We start from the raw sequence: 20,735 nt of genomic DNA, 5'->3' as shown, positions 1-20,735 counted from the left end.
AGGAGTATTGAAATGGCAAAAATGAAACAAGACAGGCTTACAGGCAAACAAAAAGCGGCCATTCTCATGATATCCTTAGGGCTTGATGTGTCAGCTTCCGTTTACAAGCATTTAACAGATGAAGAAATCGAAAGGCTGACGCTTGAAATATCAAATGTCAGAGCTGTATCACCAGAGAAAAAAGATGAAATTATTCAGGAATTTCATGAAACGGCTATTGCTCAAGAATATATATCACAAGGCGGCATTCACTACGCCAAGCAGGTGCTTGACAAAGCGCTCGGCGAAGACAAAGCCGCCAGCATTATCAACAGGCTGACATCGTCTCTTCAAGTCAGACCGTTCGATTTTGCCAGAAAAGCGGATCCCGAGCAGATTCTGAACTTTATCCAGCATGAACATCCGCAGACGATCGCATTGATTCTGTCTTATCTCGATCCCGTGCAATCCGGTCAGATATTGTCAGAACTGAATCAGGATGTGCAGGCAGAGGTTGCAAGACGGATCGCTGTCATGGACAGGACGTCGCCGGAAATCATCAATGAAGTCGAACAGATTTTGGAGCAAAAGTTATCCTCCACATTCACTCAGGACTACACGCAGACCGGCGGCATTGAAGCCGTTGTCGAAGTGTTGAACGGAGTTGACAGAGGTACAGAGAAAACGATCCTTGACTCCCTTGAAATCCAGGATCCTGAGCTTGCCGACGAGATTAAAAAGCGGATGTTCGTCTTTGAAGATATCGTTACGCTGGATAACCGCGCCATTCAAAGGGTTATCCGCGATGTGGAAAACGACGATCTGCTTCTCTCCCTCAAAGTGGCCAGCGAAGAGGTCAAAGACATCGTCTTCAGCAATATGTCGCAGCGTATGGCTGAAACATTTAAAGAAGAAATGGAATTCATGGGCCCTGTGCGTCTGCGTGACGTAGAAGAAGCTCAATCCAGAATCGTAAGCGTCATCCGAAGACTTGAAGAAGCAGGTGAGATCGTAATCGCCAGAGGTGGAGGAGATGATATCATTGTCTAACATTATTAAACAGCGATTATCATCAATACCGCCAAAAGAAAGGCGGACGATTTCATTAAAGGAAGTCAAATTTCCTGAAACAGAAACTGAACTTGATACCGGACAGGATCCGGAATTCCTCCTCGATCATGCCAGACAGGAAGCAGGGAAAATATACGAAAAAGCGAACGCTGAACTCGAACAGGTCAGACGGCAAATCGAAGAGGAAAGGATAAGCTGGGAAACAGAACGCGAAGCGCTGATAGACCAGGCGAAACAAGAAGGCTTTCAAGCGGGGTTTGAACAGGGAAAGGCCGAGGCCCAAAGCACTTATCAATCCTATTTGGATGAAGCCAACGCCATCGTCGGAGCGGCGAGGCGTGACTATGAAGAAAAAATCGAACAATCTTCCGAAGAAATTGTCGAACTTGCCGTGTCGCTGGCTAAAAAAGTTTGGAATCAAAAGACTGACGACAAAGAAGCTTTTTCAGCCCTCGTCAAACAGGTGCTGTCCGAAATGAAAGAGTTCGATGACATTGCCGTCTATGTGGATCCGGAGTATTACACAGAGGTTCAAAGCCACAAAAACGAACTTGAGCAGCTCCTCCAATATGGCGCCCATCTCGCGATATACGCCGATGAAATAGCGCCAAAGGGAACGTGCTATGTTGAAACGGCCTTCGGAAGAATTGATGCAGGAATCGACACTCAATTACAGCAGCTGAAACAAAAACTGCTCAGCCTGCTTGAAACGGCAGGTGTTGTCCAGTGATGCTTGAGCAGCTGCTTGAATGTATAGAAACCGCAGACTCCTACAAACGTTACGGAAAAGTCAAACAAGCGGTCGGCCTGATGATTGAATCCAAAGGACCTGAATGCTCAATCGGTGATGTCTGCAAAATCTATACAAAAGGTGACGGGCCAAAGGCCATCAAAGCTGAGGTCGTCGGCTTCAAAGACCAAAATATTCTTCTCATGCCATATTTGGAAGCGGCCAATATTGCACCCGGCAGCATTGTCGAAGCGACGGGAGAATCGCTCAGAGTTAAAGTCGGCTCCGGCTTGATCGGGCAAGTTGTCGATGCATTCGGCAATCCGCTCGACGGCAGCGCGCTTCCGAAAGGTTTGGCTCAAGTTTCGACAGACCAGGCGCCACCTAATCCGATGAAAAGACCGCCAATCAGAGAAAAAATGGCGGTCGGCGTCAGATCAATCGACAGTCTGCTGACCGTCGGAAAAGGACAACGAGTCGGGATATTCGCCGGAAGCGGCGTCGGAAAAAGCACGCTCATGGGCATGATAGCAAGAGAGACGGCCGCAGACTTGAATGTCATCGCTCTTGTCGGAGAGCGGGGCCGCGAAGTCAGAGAGTTCATTGAGAAAGATCTCGGCGAAGAAGGGCTGAAGCGCACGATCGTTGTAGTGGCTACGTCCGACCAGCCGGCATTGATGCGGCTGAAAGCGGCCTATACAGCAACAGCGATTGCCGAGTACTTCCGCGACAAAGGACAAAATGTGATGTTCATGATGGACTCGGTGACAAGGGTTGCCATGGCTCAGAGGGAAATCGGCCTGGCGACGGGCGAACCGCCGACGACGAAAGGTTATACACCCTCAGTGTTCGCTATTTTACCTAAGCTCTTAGAACGAACAGGAACGACGGAAAACGGGTCAATAACTGCTTTCTATACGGTTCTTGTCGACGGTGATGATATGAATGAACCGATCGCCGATACTGTCAGGGGAATCTTGGACGGTCATATCGTTCTTGACCGGAGCCTTGCGAATAAAGGCCAGTTTCCGGCAGTCAACATCTTAAAAAGCATCAGCAGGGTGATGTCAAACATCGCCGGGAAAGATCATATAAGAGCAGCGAACCGGTTCAGGGAAATGCTGTCAACCTATCAAAACTCAGAGGACCTGATCAACATAGGAGCCTATAAAAAAGGGTCTTCCAGAGAAATTGATGAGGCCATACAATTCCACCCTAAGCTGATCAGCTTCCTCAAGCAGGAAGTGGATGAAGCGGCGTCGCTGGAAGAGAGCATTTCTTTATTAAAGAGTCTTACAGGAAGAGAGGATTAAGAATGGCTTATTCATTTAAATTTCAAAAGCTCCTCGAGCTTAAAGAAAATGAAAAAGACCAATCATTCGCTGAATATCAGCACTCAGTTTCCGAATTCGAAAAGGTCGCGGAAAAGCTGTATGAAAGCATGAACCAAAAAGAAACGCTAGAAAAAAACAAGGAAATCAAGATGCAGACAGGAATGAGCGTTCAGGAAATGCGGCATTATCAGCAATTTGTCACAAATCTTGAAACGACTATCTACCATTATCAAAAGCTCGTCATGATGAAGAGAAATGAAATGAATGAAAAACAGCACGATCTGACGGAAAAAAATATCGAGCTGAAAAAATTTGAAAAAATGAAAGAAAAGCAGTTTGAAATGTATTCGCTGCAAAACAAAGCAAATGAGTTAAAGGAAATGGACGATATCTCCATTGCCCAGTACATAACTCAAGGAAGCTAGGGGTAGAAAAACGATGACCGAAGAAAAAAAAGCCGGTAAATTTCAGACATTTTTGTTTGTCATCGTCATTCCGCTGATCTTTTTAATCGTTGTAGCGTTTGTCGGCATGTGGCTTTTGGGCGTCAATTTCCAGGATGCAGCCTCCAAAATCCCCGTTGTTAAAGAGCTTGTGAAAAACGGCGAGGATCAGGACAAAGATCACGCAGCAAAGCAGCAGGAGAACAAAGCAGAAAAGCTCCAAAAGACGATCGATGAACAAAAAAGCGAAATCGAAACGCTGACGAGTGACTTGAAAACGAGTGATCAAGAGATTAAAAGGCTGAAACAAAAAATCAGCTCGTTCGAAAAAACGGAAAAAGATGAAAAAGAGCAGAAAGAAAAGAACGCCGAAGGTCAAGGAGACGGAAAAAAAGTCGTCAAAATTTATGAAAGCATGCAAAGCAATAAAGCTGCAAAAATTTTAAGCGAATTAAAAGAAGAAGAGGCAATCAACATTTTAGATTCTTTAAGCAAAAAGAAAGTGACTGAGATCCTCTCCAAAATGTCTCCTGATAAAGCGGCTGTATTCACAGAAAAGCTTGTGAAAAACGAAGCGAAAAATGAAAAGAAAAAAGAAGGGGGGGAATAGCTTGAGGCTTTTTGACGCAATCTCTTTTGATGCCAAGCCTGCGGCGGATACCGCAACTGCAAAAACGAGCAGGACGCCTCTGGGCGGACTCTTTCAAAATGTGCTCCAAAAGGAAAATAGCTCAGTTTCCCCTTTTCAAAAGGGAGAAGAACCTTCTCAGGACACGTCATTGGAAGGGCTTTTGCATGAACTGAAGCAATGGCTTTTAAATAATGAAGGCGGCTCCTTCAATGAAGGCTGGCTGAATTCCCTCCAGCATGTTGAAGAGCTGAATCCATCTCCGGATGAACTCGCATTGGCAGAACAGCTGTTACAGCAAATAAAAGAGCTGCTTGAAAATGCCGCTCTGCCTGGACAATCAGGTAAAACAGCTGATGCTATTGAAGCTTTGCCTACTGACGAAAGCGGGACAGAAGAGCCGAAACTGCCTGACCTGCAAATTCTTGGTCAGATTCAGCAGCTGCTCGCTGTGATCGTAAATGAAAATCAACCGGCACTCAAAACTTCACAAATCGCAGAAATATTGAAACAAGCGCCGGAATTTCTCGCCGCTCTTCAGACAAAGGCGGGAACAGAAGGGCTGATTGATGAACTTAAACGCCAATTTTTCACAAAAGATCCGGGTGAGTCGCAGCTTTTGTCCATGTCAAACGCCGAGCTGAAAAGCTTGAAAAGTGTAATGGAGCAGATGATGAGCGCAAACGCTGAACCGGATCCAAAAGAGTGGAAAATGGCGGAAAGCGAACTAAAGGCAATGCTCATGAGCAAAAAAACCGATGTCTCTCTTTCCGAGAAGCCGTTGTCCTTTGTTTTGAACGGAAGGGAAATTCAAACTGAAGGAAAGCAAGGCCAAAAGGAACAGCCGATTCAGTCCTCTGTACTGGCCAATCATCGGACAGGCGCAGTGCTGATCCAGGGTCTCCAAACCGCGGCGGCAGAGGAATCTTCCGCTCAGCCGAAAAGCTTTTCAGAACAAATTCTCAGCTCATGGAAACAGATGAAGTATACACCGTTCGGCAGATCGACAGGCAGTTTCACAATCCGCCTGAATCCTGAAAATCTCGGCTTTATCACGATCAAACTCGTCAAACAGCACGGGATGTTTTCGAGCAAAATCATCGCATCGACCCAGTCGGCTAAAGAGCTGCTCGAACACAATCTCGCGTACCTTAAACAGGCGCTGCCCAACATGTCTGTACAAATTGACCGCTTCGGTGTGCCGCTTCAAAACGGCGATCAGACCTTCGGACAGCTGGCGGACGAACAGAAAAACCAACATCAGCCGAAGGAAGATCAGCAAAAAGAGCAGGAAAATGAGGATTTTCAGGAGTTTCTGGATGAGCTTATCGAGACTCGATCACTGGACAGCGAGGAGGAGATCTAATGCCTGACACTTCAATTGATACAAGAACTGCCATAGGGACAACAAACACGAAATCGACGACATCCGATTTTTTATCCGAGGCAAAAAAAGCCGAAAAAGCAGGGAGCGGCTCCAATCTTGGCAAGGATGAATTTTTGAAACTGCTCATGAAACAACTGCAGTATCAAGACCCCTTAAATCCGATGGAAGACCGTGAATTCATTGCGCAAATGGCGACCTTTTCAAGCCTTGAGCAACTAACGAATCTGAACACAACGATGTCGGCGTTCGTCGGTCTTCAGGACCCGATGACGATGTATGTCAGCTGGATCGGAAAAGAAGTCACCTATGAAGGTGAAGACAGCGAAGAAAAAACAGCGCTCGTCAAATCAGTTAAAAGCTCAGACGGACAGTATCTGCTTGTCCTTGACGATGGAACCGAAGTCAATCCGTGGAATGTGACGGCGGTCAGTCATTCTGACAAATAAAAACAGATAATTCAGGGAGGAATAATTATGTTACGTTCACTATACTCAGGAATCAGCGGCATGAAAAACTTTCAGACAAAGCTTGATGTCGTCGCAAACAACATTTCGAATGTCAATACGGCAGGCTATAAGAAAAGCCGGATTACGTTTAAAGATATTGTCAGCCAGCAGCTTTCCGGTGCGACGTCGTCTACTGCAAACCGCGGCTCTGTCAACGGCCAGCAGGTCGGGCTTGGTGCGACGACCGGATCGATCGATATCATTCACACAAACGCAGCGCCTTCAACAACAGGCCGCCAGCTTGACATGACCATTACAGGAGACGGCTATTTCCGTGTCGGATCGGGAGATGAAGTGTACTACACAAGATCCGGAAACTTCTACCGTTCTGATGAAGGTGACCTCGTCACTGTTGATGGGCTGTTCGTCTTAACGGCCAACAACGGAAGGATCAATATCCCGCAAGACGCGCAAAGCTTCAGCATCGCGCCTGACGGAACCGTGTCTTATGTCGATCAAAACAACGAGAACCAGACCGCCGGCCAAATCTCGCTTGCGACATTCAACAATACATCCGGTTTAACAAAAACGGGGGACAACCTTTACCGCGAAACATTGAGTTCTGGAGCTCCGCAAGTCGTTGTGCCTGGAGAAGACGGCTCAGGAAAGATTCAAACGAGTGCGCTTGAAATGTCGAACGTCGACCTTTCAGAAGAGTTTTCCGAAATGATTATCGCGCAGCGCGGCTTCCAGTCCAATGCGAAAATCATTACAACCTCTGATGAAATTCTTCAGGAACTCGTCAATCTGAAGCGATAGGAGGGAAGGAGGCGCCCTCGTAAAGGCGCCTCTTGAAAACACATGATCAAAGTTACGCGATTAAACGGACAGCCTTTTATTCTGAACGCGCTATTCATTGAGCAAATTGAATGTTTTCCGGATACGACAATTACGCTGTCAAACGGAAAAAAGTTTGTTGTCAAAGAAGATGAAGATACAGTTGTGGATACAATCGTGTCATTCTATCAAAAAATCCAAATACTTTCTTGTGACCAAAGAATTGAGGAATCTGAATGAATAAAAAACTTCTAGGAATTATGCTGACGATTATTCTGGCAATTGCTGTGTTAGGAACCGCTGCGTTCTTTGTCATTAAGGGAAGCGCAAGTGAAAAAGATCAAACGAAAGAACCTTCGATCGATGAAGTGGTCGAATCATCAGTTGAAGTCGCCGAAATCACGACAAACTTGAAATCGGACAATGTGGTCCGTTTGTCAATCAAGCTTGAAACCGATTCGAAAGAGGCGAAAGAAGAGCTTGAAAAGCGGGATTTCCAAATTAAAGATTCAGTCATCTCCCTTTTGGCAAACACGAACGCAGATGATCTTGAAGGACAAAAAGGAAAAGAAAAGTTTAAAGAGCAGCTGAAAGAAAAGCTGAACACGAACTACATGAAAGAGGGAAAAGTGAAAACTGTATACATTACCTCCTTTAATCTGCAGTAGGAACATAGATGACAGAACCATGGAGGTGAAAACAGATGGCAGGAGAAGTACTCTCCCAAAATGAAATCGATGCACTGCTTTCAGCGATATCGACAGGTGAAATGGACGCCGACGAGCTGAAAAAAGAAGAGTCCGTTAAAAAAGTAAAAGTCTATGACTTTAAACGGGCGCTCCGCTTTTCAAAGGATCAGATCCGCAGCTTGACAAGGATTCATGATAACTTTGCAAGGCTGCTAACGACTTATTTCTCGGCTCAGCTGAGAACCTATATCCAGATCTCGGTCAGCTCGGTTGATCAGGTTCCTTATGAGGAATTCATCAGATCCATTCCGAATATGACGATCCTCAATCTGTTTGAGGTTCGCCCTCTTGAAGGAAGAATCATGATGGAGATCAACCCGACCATCGCCTATACGATGATGGACCGGGTGATGGGCGGGATCGGTTCGAGCCACAACAAAATTGACAGCATGACGGAAATTGAGACGAAAATCATGTCCAATTTATTTGAAAGCTGCCTCTCGAATTATAAAGATGCGTGGGAATCCATCACGGAAATCGAGCCGGAAATGTCCGATTTTGAAGTGAATCCGCAGTTTGTGCAAATGGTATCGCCGAATGAGACGGTCGTTGTCATTTCGCTGAACACGCAAATAGGAGACATCAGCGGGGTTATCAACCTGTGCATCCCGCACGTCGTCCTGGAACCGATCATTCCTAAGCTTTCCGTTCACTACTGGATGCAATCAGACAGAATAGAACCAAAACCGGAGGAAACAAAGTCGATAGAAAAGCGGATTATGACGGCGCGAATTCCAATTGTCGCAGAACTCGGATCATCGGAATTAACCATTGAAGAGTTTTTAAATTTAGAAATTGGAGATTGTATCACTTTGGACAAATCAGTAGCAGAACCTCTTACTGTTTTGGTCGGAGATAAACCGAAATTTCTAGCACAAGCCGGCCGAATGAATCGAAAGACTGCGATTCAAATTCTAGATCACGACATAAGAGGTGAAGAATATGGAGAATAACAATAGGTTATCACAGGATGAAATTGATGCGCTGCTTAAAGGCGGCGATGATACGGCTCAAGAGCAGCCGGAATCAGGGTTGTCCCTGATGGAACAGGATACGATCGGGGAAATCGGAAACATTTCCTTTGGGAGCTCTGCAACAGCTTTGTCCACTTTATTGAATCAAAAAGTCGAAATTACAACACCGACTGTTTCGGTGATTGAAAAAAGCCATTTAAATGATGAGTTCCCGCACCCGTATGTTTCAATCGGTGTGAGCTATACGGAAGGTTTTTCAGGAAACAATCTTCTCGTCATCAAGCAGGAAGATGCCGCGATCATCGCTGATTTGATGATGGGTGGAGACGGGACGAACGCAGATCCGTCGCTTGGCGAAATTCATCTAAGCGCCGTTCAGGAAGCGATGAACCAAATGATGGGTTCCGCAGCGACGTCGATGTCCACCGTCTTCAGCAAGAAGATTGATATTTCTCCGCCGGAAGTTGACCTCCTTGATGTGAATGAAGGGGAAGGAACAGAGCAAATTCCGAAAGAGGACCCGCTCGTCAAAGTATCTTTCAGACTGAAAGTCGGAGAACTGATCGATTCGCATATTATGCAGCTTTATCCGCTGACCTTTGCAAAAGACCTGATCGATGAATTAACGAATCAGGACGGCGGAGAAGAGCCTGTGCAGACTGAAGAGGTAAAGCAGCCGCCCGTACAGGAAAACCCGGCGCCTAGTCCGAGTCCGGCACCTGCTCAGACACAAAGACAGGAGCCTGCGCCTAAACGGCAAGGGACGGCAAAAGTTTCAGAGCCTGTGCAGGTGGCACCGGCAGAGTTTCAATCCTTTGCCCCTCAGACTGACGCGCAGCCGCACCTTCAAAACCTTGACATGCTCATGGATATTCCTTTGTCCGTCACAGTCGAGCTGGGGAGGACAAACCGCAGCGTCAAAGAGGTGCTTGAACTGTCAACCGGCAGTATCATTGAGCTTGACAAACTCGCAGGCGAGCCTGTCGACATCCTGGTCAACCAGCGCGTCGTTGCCAAAGGCGAAGTCGTCGTCATCGATGAAAACTTTGGCGTCAGGGTGACAGACATTTTAAGTCAGGCGGAACGAATCAGCAAATTACGATAATAACAGATTGATTGGAGAGATTAATAATGGCTTACAAGATTTTAGTAGTTGATGATGCAGCATTTATGAGAATGATGATTAAAGACATTTTAGTGAAAAACGGCTTTGAAGTCGTCGCAGAAGCGCAAGACGGAGCGCAGGCTGTTGAAAAATATAAAGAGCATTCACCTGATCTTGTCACAATGGATATCACGATGCCGGAAAAAGACGGAATCACGGCTCTTAAAGAAATCAAGGAAATCGATCCGCAGGCAAAAATCATCATGTGTTCGGCAATGGGCCAGCAATCGATGGTTATCGACGCTATTCAGGCGGGAGCGAAAGACTTTATCGTCAAACCGTTCCAGGCTGACCGCGTCATGGAAGCGATCAATAAAACGCTAAGCTAAAGGGTGTACAACTTGTTTAAGAAACCTCTTATTTTCATAGCCGGCCTTTGTCTATTTGCCTTTCTCGTGCTGCCGTACGCTCCGGCTCTCGCAGAGGAATCGGGGGATCAGACCGTTGACCATCTGTTTGAGCAAAAAGGTGCGGGCAAAGAGAAAGAAAAAGCAAAAGACAAAGACAAAACCGAGGAAAAAAGTTCTCTTAAGGAAGAGGCGGAGGCCGAACCCCCGTCTCCTTCCGTTTCCATATTTGATTTTGTGAAAATGATCGGCGCGTTACTGTTCGTCATTTTTCTGATCTACGCTTTGGTCAAATTCATGAATAAACGCAACCGCCTGTTAAAACCCTTCCAGTATGTCGAAAACATCGGCGGAACTTCGCTCGGGCAAAACAAGTCCGTACAGCTGATTAAAGTAGGGAACAGGGTGCTGGTCGTCGGTGTCGGCGATAATATCCAGCTGCTGAAAGAGATCGATGATGAAAAGGAATATAAAGAAATTCTCACGCAGCATGAAGCTGCGATGAACAGCAAGATTGAGTGGCAGAAATGGATGGATCAAGTCAAAGTTCCAGGCGTGCAAAAGCAAAGCGGCACGGCATCTTTTTCCGAGTCGTTAAAAGCACAGCTCGCGGAACTGAAACAAAATCGCGCAGAAGGCAGAAAGAAAGGCCAAAATCAACATGAATGAGTTTATGGATTTATTTAATTCAAGCGATGCGGCAAACGTCAGCGCCAGCGTCCGGCTCTTGCTGCTTTTGACAGTATTTTCGATCGCTCCGGGGATCTTGATCCTGATGACGTGTTTCACAAGGGTTGTCATCGTATTGTCCTTTGTCCGGACATCGCTGGCAACACAGTCAATGCCCCCAAACCAGGTGCTGATCGGACTTGCACTGTTTCTGACATTTTTCATTATGGGGCCGACTTTTTCCGAGATTAATAAAGAAGCGCTGACGCCGTTAATGAACAATAAAATCACCTTGGATGAAGCTTACACAAAAGCGGAAACCCCGATCAAAACCTTTATGAGCAAGCATACAAGACAGAAAGATCTGGCTTTATTTATGAATTACGCAAAGATGGAGACGCCTGAATCCATTAAAGATATTCCGCTTTCAACGATGGTTCCCGCGTTTGTCATCTCGGAATTGAAAACCGCGTTTCAAATGGGATTTATGATATTTATACCGTTTCTGATTATCGATATGGTTGTGGCAAGTGTTTTGATGTCGATGGGGATGATGATGCTTCCGCCGGTCATGATTTCACTGCCGTTTAAGATTTTGCTGTTTGTGCTTGTAGATGGCTGGTATTTAATCGTTAAATCTTTGCTGCAAAGCTTTTAGAGTAGGTGCTAATACATGAATTCAGAATTTGTTATATCGATGGCTGAAAGGGCTGTATACGTTACATTGCTTATCAGCGGGCCGCTTTTGGCGCTCGCTCTTCTCGTCGGGCTGATCGTCAGCGTTTTTCAGGCAACCACCCAAATACAGGAACAGACTCTTGCATTCATTCCGAAAATCGTCGCCGTTTTGGTCGGGCTCGTCATTTTCGGCCCGTGGATGCTGTCGACGATTTTGTCATTCGCGACTGAGCTGTTCTCTAATTTAAACCGTTTTGCAGGGTAGTTTTAACATGTCAATAATTGAATCATTTCCAGCCTTTTTACTTGTATTTGTCAGAATCACAGCATTCTATGTAACGGTGCCTCTATTTTCTTATCGGTCAATTCCGGCCGTTCATAAAATAGGTTTTGCATTTTTTCTTGCGCTCGTCAGTTTTCAGGCGATTGAAAAGCCTCCTCAGCTTGATGTTGACGGAGTTTACATGATGCTGGCCATGAAGGAAGCGCTGATCGGGCTTCTGCTTGGGCTGATCGCCTACATGATGATCTCGGCCGTTCAAATCGCCGGATCATTCATCGATTTTCAAATGGGATTTGCGGTAGCGAATGTGATCGATCCCCAGACAGGAGCGCAAAGCCCGCTTGTCGGCCAGTTTTTATATACGTTGGCGCTGCTCCTCATGCTGAGCCTGAATGCGCATCATCTCCTGCTTGACGGGATTTATTACAGCTACCAATACATCCCGGTCGATAAGATGGCGCTGTCGTTTGGAAGCGAAGGATTTGCCGAGTTTATTGCAAAGAGCTTCAACACGATGTTTATAACAGCATTTCAATTGTCTGCGCCTGTTGTGGCTTGTTTGTTTTTAGTCGATCTGGCATTGGGGATTGTGGCGAGAACGGTGCCGCAGCTCAACGTGTTTGTCGTCGGGCTTCCTTTGAAAATCGCAATCACCTTTATCATGCTCATCATCTGCATGGCCATTATGTTCAGCATGATGCAGCACGTCTTCGAATTTGCCATTCGGACAATGAGAGATCTATTAACTTTGCTTGGGGTGGCATGATGAAGCTGACGTTAGATTTGCAATTTTTCGCAGGTGAAAAAACGGAAAAAGCGACGCCGAAAAAACGGCGGGAAAGCAGAAAAAAAGGACAGGTTGCCAAAAGCGCAGATGTCAATACAGCGGTTACGCTTCTTATCGTGTTTTTAGCGTTTTTATTCGTCGGACCTTTTATGAGAGACCGCCTGCTCGCCCTGATCGAAAAGTATTACAAAGAGTTGATCACGATGAAGGTGTCAGTCGCCAATATTCCCGGCCTGTTTCAAAGTCTTGTGCTTGAATCTGGCTTCATTATGGCACCGCTTTTGCTGACAGCCGTCGTCTCCGGGGTCTTGAGCAACTATCTGCAAGTCGGGTTTTTATTTTCCCCTGAAGCGATCAAGCCTGATTTGAAAAAGCTTGACCCGCTTAAAGGATTCAAGCGGATTTACAGCATCAGAGCGATCGTTGAACTGCTTAAATCGATTTTAAAAATCGTGATTGTCGGCGGCGTGACATTCGCCGTTCTATGGCTGAACTTTGACAAAATTCTCAGAATCCCGGCGCTGTCCGCGGGCGAGGCTTTGTCATATGTCGGCTGGCTCACCTTTTTAATGGGGGTTTCCGCTGCAGTCGCCCTGATTTTTCTCGCGGTGCTCGATTACCTCTATCAAAAATTTGATTATGAAAAAAATATTCGCATGTCAAAACAGGACATTAAAGACGAATACAAAAAAACCGAAGGCGATCCTCTGATTAAGTCGAAGATCAAGCAGAAGCAAAAGGAAATGGCGATGCGCCGCATGATGCAGGATGTGCCAAAAGCGGATGTCATCATCACAAACCCGACCCATTACGCCGTCGCGCTGAAATATGACGAAAACAAAATGGATGCGCCGTTTATCATCGCAAAAGGGGTCGATCTGATGGCTCTGAAAATCAGGCAGATCGCCAAAGAACACGATGTCATGACAGTCGAGAACAGACCTTTGGCGAGGGCGCTTTATGACCAGGTTGAGATCGACCAGGCCGTTCCGGAAGAATTCTTTAAGGCCGTAGCCGAAATCCTGGCGTATGTTTACAAAACAAAGCAAAAAATCTAGTGAATTTTTCAGTTTTAAAAGGAGAGAAACAGCATGTCAGCAAGAGATTTATCAGTTTTATCAGGCGTTGTCCTCATTGTGGCAATGCTTATCATACCCTTTCCACCATGGTTGTTGAGCGTTTTAATTATCGTGAATATTTCTCTTGCGTTAATCGTGCTTCTCACCACAATGAACATGCAAGAACCGCTGCAATTTTCGATATTTCCTTCTTTGCTGCTCCTCTTGACGCTGTTCCGCCTCGGGCTGAATGTATCGACGACACGTTCGATTCTGTCCAACGGTGATGCGGGAAAAGTAGTCGAGACGTTCGGGTCTTTCGTTGTCGGCGGAAACGTTTTGGTCGGTCTCGTTGTCTTTATCATTTTGATCATTATCCAATTTATCGTCATAACGAAAGGGGCGGAACGGGTTTCTGAAGTTGCTGCCAGATTCACGCTCGATGCCATGCCGGGGAAACAGATGAGCATTGATGCCGATTTGAACGCCGGAATGGTGACCGAACAGGAAGCGAAAGTGCGCCGTGAGAAAGTGGCCCGTGAAGCCGACTTCTACGGCGCGATGGACGGTGCGAGCAAATTCGTGAAAGGGGATGCGATCGCAGGGATCATCATCGTCCTCATTAACGTCCTTTTCGGAATTGTCATCGGCATGCTGCAAAAACAAATGAGCATTCAGGAAGCCGCTTCACACTTTACGCTCTTGTCTGTAGGCGACGGAATCGTATCTCAGCTGCCTGCGCTCTTGATCTCAACGGCGACGGGTATCGTCGTCACAAGAGCAGCGTCGGACGGGAACCTCGGACACGATATTACAGGCCAGCTGTTTGCTTATCCAAAGCTTTTGTATGTGACGGCGGGAACGATTTTGCTGCTCGGGATTTTCACACCGATCGGCATTCTCCTGACAGGCCCTCTGGCTCTTCTTCTCGCCATCGGCGGCTATACGCTCTCCAAAGCCGGTGAAGAGAAGGAAAAAGTGGAGGATATCCTTGAGGAAGAAGCTGAAGTGGACGAATTAAAAAGTCCCGAAAGCGTCGTTCATCTGCTCGATATTGATCCGATCGAATTTGAATTCGGCTACGGATTGATTCCGCTTGCAGATGCAAATCAAGGCGGCGACCTATTAGACAGAATCGTCATGATCAGGCGTCAGCTTGCGCTTGAACTCGGTCTCGTCATTCCGGTCGTCAGAATCAGGGATAACATCGCTCTTCAGCCGAACGAGTACAGGCTCAAAATTAAAGGAAACGAAGTCGCGAAAGGCGAGCTTCTCCTCGATCACTTTTTGGCGATGTCTCCGACAGGCGAAGACGATCAGATCGAAGGAATTGACACGATCGAACCGTCCTTCGGCCTCCCGGCAAAATGGATACCGGAATCTCAGAAAGATCAGGCCGAAATGCTCGGATATACGGTTGTCGATCCGGCTTCAGTCGTGTCGACCCACATTACAGAGCAGGTGAAAAAGCACGCCCATGAGCTGATCGGAAGACAGGAAACAAAACAGCTGATCGACCACTTGAAAGAATCTTATCCTGTACTGGTCGAAGAGGTCTCGCCGAATCCGCTGTCTGTCGGTGATATTCAGAAAGTGCTGGCCAAACTTCTGAAAGAAAAAGTATCGATCAGGAACTTGGTGACAATCTTTGAAACACTGGCCGACTACGGAAAGCTGACGACGGATTCAGATATGCTGACCGAGTATGTAAGACAGGCGCTTGCCAAGCAGATCACCGCCCAATATGCGAAGGAAAATGAGACGCTGAAAGTGGTGACGTGTTCGGGCCGTGTCGAAAAGGCCGTGGCGGAAGGAATTCAGCAGACGGAACACGGCAACTTTTTATCTCTTGAACCTGCATTATCCGAAAATATCATTCAATCTGTAGCAAGAGAAATCGAACAGCTCTCATTAAGGCAGGAAGTGCCGATCCTTCTATGTTCACCGCCTGTCAGAATGTATGTCAAACAGCTGTTAGAGCGCTATTTCCCTGATCTGCCGGTTCTTTCTTATAACGAACTGGAAGCCAATGTAGAAGTTCAAAGCATCGGAGTGGTGGATATTCAATGAAAATTAAAAAATTTGTAGCTGGTTCTATGCAGGAAGCCACAAAGCAAATTATACAAGAGCTCGGGAATGACGCCGTAATCTTGAATTCTAAAAAAATTCATACGAGAAAATTTCTCGGCTTTGTGAAAAAAGCCGGGGTTGAAGTGATTGCGGTTGTCGACCAGGACTTTTCCGACGCGAGGAAACCGGAGCGGCAAAAGCCAGTTTTACGTGAACAAAGCCCTTCGCCTGTCCCGCAGCCGGACCACCTCGATTTGGCAAGCCAAGTGAAAGAGCTGAAAGAACTGCTGGAAATGCGGCATCATGAGCAGCCTGTTGATGTGCTGCCTGAGCCGCTGAAAAAGGCGGACCAGCTTCTGGCAAAGCAAGGGGTATCGCCGGCCATCCGTACGAAAGCGCTCGGCCGGTTGATCAGCACTTCTTTAAAAAACGGCGAAGAATGGACGGATGAAAAGGCGCTGGCCCACTTAACAGATGCTTTGGCCGATCTTCTTCCCGATAATCGGGAACAGGACGTGGCGATTCATTCCCAATATGTCGTGCTCTTCGGATCGACCGGAGTCGGCAAAACGACGACATTGGCAAAGCTTGCCGCTTCTTCCGTGCTGGAAAAGCAGAAAAAAATCGCTTTTATCACGACGGATACGTACCGGATTGCAGCGGTTGAACAGCTCAGGACATATGCCGAGCTTCTGAATGCGCCGCTCGAGGTGTGCTACACGAAAGAAGAATTTAAAGCGGCCCAGCAAAAGTTCGCCGATTTTGACCACGTCTTCATCGATACGGCGGGCCGGAATTTCAAAGACGGGCAATATGTCAGGGAGCTGAAGGAAATCATTCCGTTTGAGCGTAAGATACAGGCGTTTCTCGTCATGTCCGCGACGAGCAAGTACGAGGATATGAAGGAGCTCATTAAGCAGTTCTCAAGCATTCCGATCGATCAGTTGATATTCACGAAAGTGGATGAAACCGATTCATTGGGAAGCGTCCTGAATCTGCTCGCCGAATCGAGAATCGGCCTCGGCTATATGACAAACGGACAAAATGTTCCGGAAGATATCCGCTACTTGTCAAATGCATCATTTGTCAGACTGCTTACGGGGTGTTGAACATGGATCAGGCAGAAAGCTTACGAAGGCGGATGGGGCAGCGCTTCGCCGAACCGCCCGCCCCTGTCGCTCATCCAAAAGCGAAAACGCTCGCTGTTATGAGTGGAAAAGGAGGCGTCGGGAAGTCGAATATATCGCTGAATACGGCTCTCGCCTTCTTAGAAAAAGGAAAGAGCGTGCTGTTGATCGATCTAGATGTCGGAATGGGGAACATCGATATTTTGATCGGCCGGCAATCGCTCTGCACCGTGATGGATCTCCTTCAGCAAAAAATACCGTTTGAGCGCGCCTTGTCAGCCGGTCCGCGTGGCCTTCAATACATTTCGGGCGGAACGGGACTGGATGCGATGTTCGAATTGAACGGGGAAAACTGGGCGTTCTTTCTGAAAGAATTAACGCGGGCTTTGATAAGCTTCGATTATGTCATATTTGATATGGGAGCGGGGCTGTCAAAAGATCAGCTGCCATTCGTCCTGTCAGCGGATGAAATTCTGGTCGTCACCACGCCGGAGCCGACATCCATTATGGACGCTTACAGCGCGATCAAGCATTTGGCATTAACGGGACGCGATCTTCAGCTGAAAGTCGCTGTCAATCGCTGTACAACCCAAAAAGACGGAATTTCCGCCTTTCTCCGCCTTTCCAACACGGTAAACGCTTTTTTACAGCAAAAGCTTGCATATGCAGGGCCGATTCCTGAGGATCCCCTGGTACCAAGAGCCGTTGTGGAGCAGCAGCCGTTTCTGATGAAGAACCCGCGTTCCAAGCCGAGCAGGGCGGTTTACCTGCTGGCAGAATCGCTGCTTGATAACGGCAGAACGGAAATAGGCGAAAACCGGTCCTTTATCGATAAATTATCTTCATTCCTGAGGAGGGGCAATACATTATGATTCGTGTTCTTGTCGTTGACGACTCTGCTTTTATGAGAAACATGATCACCAAGTTTTTAACATCCAATCACGAGATTGCTGTAGCAGGAACGGCAAGAAACGGCGAGGAAGCGCTCCAAAAAATCAAGGAGCTCCGCCCGGATGTGATCACATTGGATATTGAAATGCCTGTGATGAACGGAAAAGAAACATTGAAAAGGATCATGGCGAGCGATCCGCTTCCGGTTGTCATGGTATCGAGTCTGACGCAGCAGGGGGCTGATATCACGATCGAATGTCTTGAGCTGGGGGCGATCGATTTCGTCGCAAAGCCGTCGGGTTCAATTTCAATTGATTTATATAAAGTAAGAGACATGCTGATTGAGAAAGTGTTGACAGCAGGGCGGGTGAAACTGAAAGGCCGGCCTGTTCCGATTTCAAAACCCGCCATCGAGACGGCAAAGCGGCCGCCGGTGAGCGGCAGCGATTCAGTCCGTGTTCGGGCTGGAAAACAGCTCATCTGCATCGGTACATCGACAGGGGGACCGAGAGCGCTGCAAAGAGTGCTTCCCAAGCTTCCCAAAACGTTGAAGGCGCCTGTTTTTGTCGTTCAGCACATGCCAAAGGGGTTTACAGCCTCATTAGCGAACAGGCTGAACCACCTCTCAGAAGTAACCGTGAAGGAGGCTGAAAACGGTGAGAGAGCGAAAGACGGCTGGGTTTACATTGCCCCCGGAGGGAAAAACATGGCAGTCGGCCTTGAAAAGGGCGAATTGGTGATCACGCTCGATGACCGCGACACAGAGAGCCGTCACAAGCCTTCTGTTGACTATTTGTTCCATTCCCTGGCCTCACTTCGGGAGTTTGAAAAAATCGCCGTCATTATGACGGGGATGGGAAGCGACGGAACAGAAGGCGTAAAAGGCCTTTTGAAACATGGAAGCGGAACGGTGATCGCCGAAGCAGCCGAGTCGTCCGTCGTTTTCGGAATGCCGAAATCGGTCATTAACAACGGGCTTGCAAACGACATCAAGCATGTTGATGAGATTGCCGCAGCCATTATGACGTATATGAAAAAAGAGAGGGCGTGACTCATATGGATATGAATCAATATTTAGACGTCTTTATTGAAGAAAGCAGAGAACATTTGCAAACCTGTAACGAAAAATTGCTCGAACTCGAAAAAAATCCGACAGACCTGCAGCTTGTCCATGATATTTTCAGAGCGGCTCATACTTTGAAAGGGATGAGCGCTACGATGGGCTATGAAGATATGGCTCATTTAACGCACAGTCTGGAAAACGTGCTGGACGCGATCCGTAATGAAGAAATGACCATTACGTCAGAGTGGATGGACGTCATGTTTGAAGCGCTCGATGACCTTGAAGCGATTGTCCTTTCGATCATTGAAGGGGGCGACGGCAAAAGAGACGTTTCAGAAGTCTGCGCCAAGCTTGATGTGACAGGCGCAAACAAGGAGGCGGCCGCATCGGCAGAAGCGCCTGAAGCTGCGTCGTCTGAAACGAAATGGGCCTATGACGAATTTCAGCGGACGGTCATCGCCGAAGCTGAGGAACAAGGCTTTAAATGTTACGAAATCAATGTTGCGTTGAAAGAGGACTGCCTGTTGAAGGGCGTTCGGGTGTACATGGTATTTGAACAGCTGAACGAAATCGGCGAAGTCGTCAAAACGATTCCGGAAACGGAAGTTCTCGAGTCGGAAGATTTTGATTCCGAATTCGTCGTGTGCTTTTTAAGCAAACACGGGGAAGAAGAGATTTTCAACAAAATCAACGGCGTATCTGAAATCGAAAAAATTGAAGTAACCGAGCTGAAAAACGATTTTTCGGCACAGGAAGAAGCCGCGCCTGCAGCGCCTGAAAAAGAAACCGCACCGAAAGACGCGGAGAAAACCCCGGCTAAGCAGCCGGACGGCAAAAAAGAAGCGGCGAAACCTGCAGCAGGCGGCGGAACGAAGACGATCCGCGTCAACATCGACCGCCTCGATTCATTAATGAACCTGTTTGAGGAGCTGGTCATTGACAGAGGGCGCTTAGAGCAGATCGCCAAAGAGCTTGAACACGGCGAATTAACAGATACCGTTGAACGGATGACAAGAATTTCAGGCGACCTGCAATCGATCATCCTCAACATGAGAATGGTTCCGGTAGAAACGGTGTTCAACCGCTTCCCGCGCATGGTCCGCCAGCTGACAAAAGAATTAAATAAAAAGATCGAGCTGTCGATTTTCGGGGCGGAAACCGAGCTTGACAGAACGGTAATAGACGAGATCGGCGACCCGCTTGTCCACCTCTTGAGAAACAGCCTTGATCACGGGATCGAGGCGCCTGAAGTCAGGGTGAAAAATGGTAAGCCTGAAACGGGTCAAGTCCGTCTGAAAGCATATCACAGCGGGAACCACGTCTTTATCGAGGTCGAGGATGACGGAGCCGGCATCAACCGCAAAAAGGTGCTTGAAAAAGCGCTTGAACGCAACGTCATTACCGAACGTGACGCCGAAACGATCGAAGATCATGAAATCGACGCACTCATTTTTGCACCGGGATTCTCAACCGCAGATCAAATCTCGGATATTTCAGGACGCGGGGTCGGCTTGGACGTTGTCAAAAGCAAGCTGGAATCTTTGGGCGGTTCTGTCAGCATCAGGTCGAGCGAAGGCGAAGGTTCGCTTTTCTCCATTCAGCTTCCGCTTACACTGTCGATCATATCCGTGCTGCTAGTCAAACTTGAAAACGAAACGTTTGCGATACCGATTTCTTCTATTATAGAAACGGCTGTCATCGATAAGAAAGATATTCTTCAGACGCACGACCGCGAAGTGATCGATTTCAGGGGCCATATCGTACCGGTGGTTTACCTGAAAGAACAGTTTAATGTTGAGGATTCTTCGGATGATCTTGATCAGCTTCACGCCATCGTCGTGAAAAAAGGAGACAAGCTGACGGCATTTGTTGTCGACTCCTTTATCGGCCAGCAGGAAGTCGTACTAAAATCACTCGGCGATTATTTAACAAACGTCTTTGCCATTTCCGGCGCGACGATTTTGGGAGACGGACAAGTAGCCCTGATCATCGACTGCAACGCCCTTATCAAATAGAAAG

Annotated in this window: 23 protein-coding genes; all 23 read left to right on the top strand. The window is 47.3% G+C overall.

All coding sequences use genetic code 11. The features are described from left to right. The first annotated feature begins 12 nt into the window (after positions 1-12). Genes fliG through M1E03_RS12565 form a run of 23 tightly spaced genes read left to right on the top strand, consistent with a single transcriptional unit; the run spans position 13 to position 20,731 of the window. Positions 13-1,029: a flagellar motor switch protein FliG gene (fliG, locus tag M1E03_RS12675; protein ID WP_020451391.1), complete on the top strand. Its 1,017-nt coding sequence runs from the start codon at positions 13-15 to the stop codon at positions 1,027-1,029. After that, a complete protein-coding gene (fliH, locus tag M1E03_RS12670; RefSeq protein WP_318602050.1) occupies positions 1,013-1,780 on the top strand; it encodes a flagellar assembly protein FliH in 768 nt (255 codons plus the stop codon). The genes fliG and fliH overlap by 17 nt, the downstream gene beginning before the upstream one ends. Next, complete coding sequence (gene fliI / locus M1E03_RS12665; RefSeq protein ID WP_065644130.1) at positions 1,780-3,093, top strand: flagellar protein export ATPase FliI; 1,314 nt, start codon at positions 1,780-1,782, stop codon at positions 3,091-3,093. Before fliH ends, fliI begins: the two co-directional genes overlap by 1 nt. Before the next feature lie 2 nt (positions 3,094-3,095). Further along, the gene (gene fliJ / locus M1E03_RS12660; protein ID WP_020451394.1) at positions 3,096-3,539 is read left to right on the top strand and encodes a flagellar export protein FliJ; all 444 of its coding nucleotides are present in this window, start codon (positions 3,096-3,098) and stop codon (positions 3,537-3,539) included. Positions 3,540-3,552: 13 nt separating this feature from the next. Beyond that, positions 3,553-4,167 carry a MotE family protein gene (locus M1E03_RS12655; protein WP_020451395.1) on the top strand — a complete coding sequence of 205 codons (615 nt, stop codon included), beginning with the start codon at positions 3,553-3,555 and terminating at the stop codon, positions 4,165-4,167. Between the two features lies 1 nt (position 4,168). Then, on the top strand, positions 4,169-5,551 hold the full coding sequence (locus tag M1E03_RS12650) for a flagellar hook-length control protein FliK (protein WP_458110466.1): 1,383 nt from the start codon (positions 4,169-4,171) through the stop codon (positions 5,549-5,551). After that, entirely contained in the window at positions 5,551-6,018 is a 468-nt protein-coding gene (flgD, locus tag M1E03_RS12645) for a flagellar hook assembly protein FlgD (RefSeq protein WP_023857206.1), read from the top strand. The genes M1E03_RS12650 and flgD overlap by 1 nt, the downstream gene beginning before the upstream one ends. Positions 6,019-6,045: 27 nt before the next feature. Then, positions 6,046-6,837 carry a flagellar basal body rod protein FlgG gene (gene flgG, locus M1E03_RS12640; RefSeq protein ID WP_458110465.1) on the top strand — a complete coding sequence of 264 codons (792 nt, stop codon included), beginning with the start codon at positions 6,046-6,048 and terminating at the stop codon, positions 6,835-6,837. A gap of 42 nt (positions 6,838-6,879) precedes the next feature. Next, positions 6,880-7,095, top strand: a complete 216-nt coding sequence (locus M1E03_RS12635) for a flagellar FlbD family protein (RefSeq protein WP_003181786.1) — start codon at positions 6,880-6,882, stop codon at positions 7,093-7,095. Continuing rightward, positions 7,092-7,523 carry a flagellar basal body-associated protein FliL gene (fliL, locus tag M1E03_RS12630; protein WP_020451399.1) on the top strand — a complete coding sequence of 144 codons (432 nt, stop codon included), beginning with the start codon at positions 7,092-7,094 and terminating at the stop codon, positions 7,521-7,523. The genes M1E03_RS12635 and fliL overlap by 4 nt, the downstream gene beginning before the upstream one ends. Before the next feature lie 35 nt (positions 7,524-7,558). Further along, complete coding sequence (fliM, locus tag M1E03_RS12625) at positions 7,559-8,557, top strand: flagellar motor switch protein FliM (protein ID WP_020451400.1); 999 nt, start codon at positions 7,559-7,561, stop codon at positions 8,555-8,557. Beyond that, positions 8,547-9,683 (top strand): flagellar motor switch phosphatase FliY, encoded by a 1,137-nt coding sequence (fliY, locus tag M1E03_RS12620; protein ID WP_020451401.1) that lies wholly within the window; start codon positions 8,547-8,549, stop codon positions 9,681-9,683. Before fliM ends, fliY begins: the two co-directional genes overlap by 11 nt. Positions 9,684-9,709: 26 nt before the next feature. Continuing rightward, the gene (locus tag M1E03_RS12615) at positions 9,710-10,072 is read left to right on the top strand and encodes a response regulator (protein ID WP_003181796.1); all 363 of its coding nucleotides are present in this window, start codon (positions 9,710-9,712) and stop codon (positions 10,070-10,072) included. 12 nt (positions 10,073-10,084) lie between these two features. Continuing rightward, the gene (gene fliZ, locus M1E03_RS12610; protein ID WP_079289134.1) at positions 10,085-10,759 is read left to right on the top strand and encodes a flagella biosynthesis regulatory protein FliZ; all 675 of its coding nucleotides are present in this window, start codon (positions 10,085-10,087) and stop codon (positions 10,757-10,759) included. After that, positions 10,752-11,417: a flagellar type III secretion system pore protein FliP gene (gene fliP, locus M1E03_RS12605; protein WP_020451403.1), complete on the top strand. Its 666-nt coding sequence runs from the start codon at positions 10,752-10,754 to the stop codon at positions 11,415-11,417. The genes fliZ and fliP overlap by 8 nt, the downstream gene beginning before the upstream one ends. Before the next feature lie 15 nt (positions 11,418-11,432). Beyond that, positions 11,433-11,702, top strand: coding sequence for a flagellar biosynthesis protein FliQ (gene fliQ / locus M1E03_RS12600; RefSeq protein ID WP_020451404.1), 270 nt, complete (start codon positions 11,433-11,435; stop codon positions 11,700-11,702). A gap of 7 nt (positions 11,703-11,709) precedes the next feature. Continuing rightward, on the top strand, positions 11,710-12,486 hold the full coding sequence (gene fliR / locus M1E03_RS12595; protein WP_101560839.1) for a flagellar biosynthetic protein FliR: 777 nt from the start codon (positions 11,710-11,712) through the stop codon (positions 12,484-12,486). Then, on the top strand, positions 12,486-13,565 hold the full coding sequence (flhB, locus tag M1E03_RS12590) for a flagellar biosynthesis protein FlhB (protein ID WP_101560840.1): 1,080 nt from the start codon (positions 12,486-12,488) through the stop codon (positions 13,563-13,565). The genes fliR and flhB overlap by 1 nt, the downstream gene beginning before the upstream one ends. A gap of 33 nt (positions 13,566-13,598) precedes the next feature. Further along, positions 13,599-15,635: a flagellar biosynthesis protein FlhA gene (gene flhA / locus M1E03_RS12585; RefSeq protein WP_020451407.1), complete on the top strand. Its 2,037-nt coding sequence runs from the start codon at positions 13,599-13,601 to the stop codon at positions 15,633-15,635. Next, positions 15,632-16,744, top strand: coding sequence for a flagellar biosynthesis protein FlhF (gene flhF / locus M1E03_RS12580; RefSeq protein WP_144497633.1), 1,113 nt, complete (start codon positions 15,632-15,634; stop codon positions 16,742-16,744). Before flhA ends, flhF begins: the two co-directional genes overlap by 4 nt. 2 nt (positions 16,745-16,746) lie before the next feature. Further along, positions 16,747-17,634: a MinD/ParA family protein gene (locus tag M1E03_RS12575; protein WP_020451409.1), complete on the top strand. Its 888-nt coding sequence runs from the start codon at positions 16,747-16,749 to the stop codon at positions 17,632-17,634. Then, on the top strand, positions 17,631-18,704 hold the full coding sequence (locus tag M1E03_RS12570) for a protein-glutamate methylesterase/protein-glutamine glutaminase (RefSeq protein WP_020451410.1): 1,074 nt from the start codon (positions 17,631-17,633) through the stop codon (positions 18,702-18,704). The genes M1E03_RS12575 and M1E03_RS12570 overlap by 4 nt, the downstream gene beginning before the upstream one ends. 5 nt (positions 18,705-18,709) lie before the next feature. Continuing rightward, the gene (locus M1E03_RS12565) at positions 18,710-20,731 is read left to right on the top strand and encodes a chemotaxis protein CheA (protein ID WP_095290479.1); all 2,022 of its coding nucleotides are present in this window, start codon (positions 18,710-18,712) and stop codon (positions 20,729-20,731) included. The last annotated feature ends 4 nt before the right edge of the window (positions 20,732-20,735 follow it).

The organism is Bacillus sp. PK6-013, assembly GCF_054161445.1.
The sequence above is the reverse complement of the archived record's forward strand: the minus strand, read 5'-3'. Positions and strand labels throughout refer to the sequence as shown.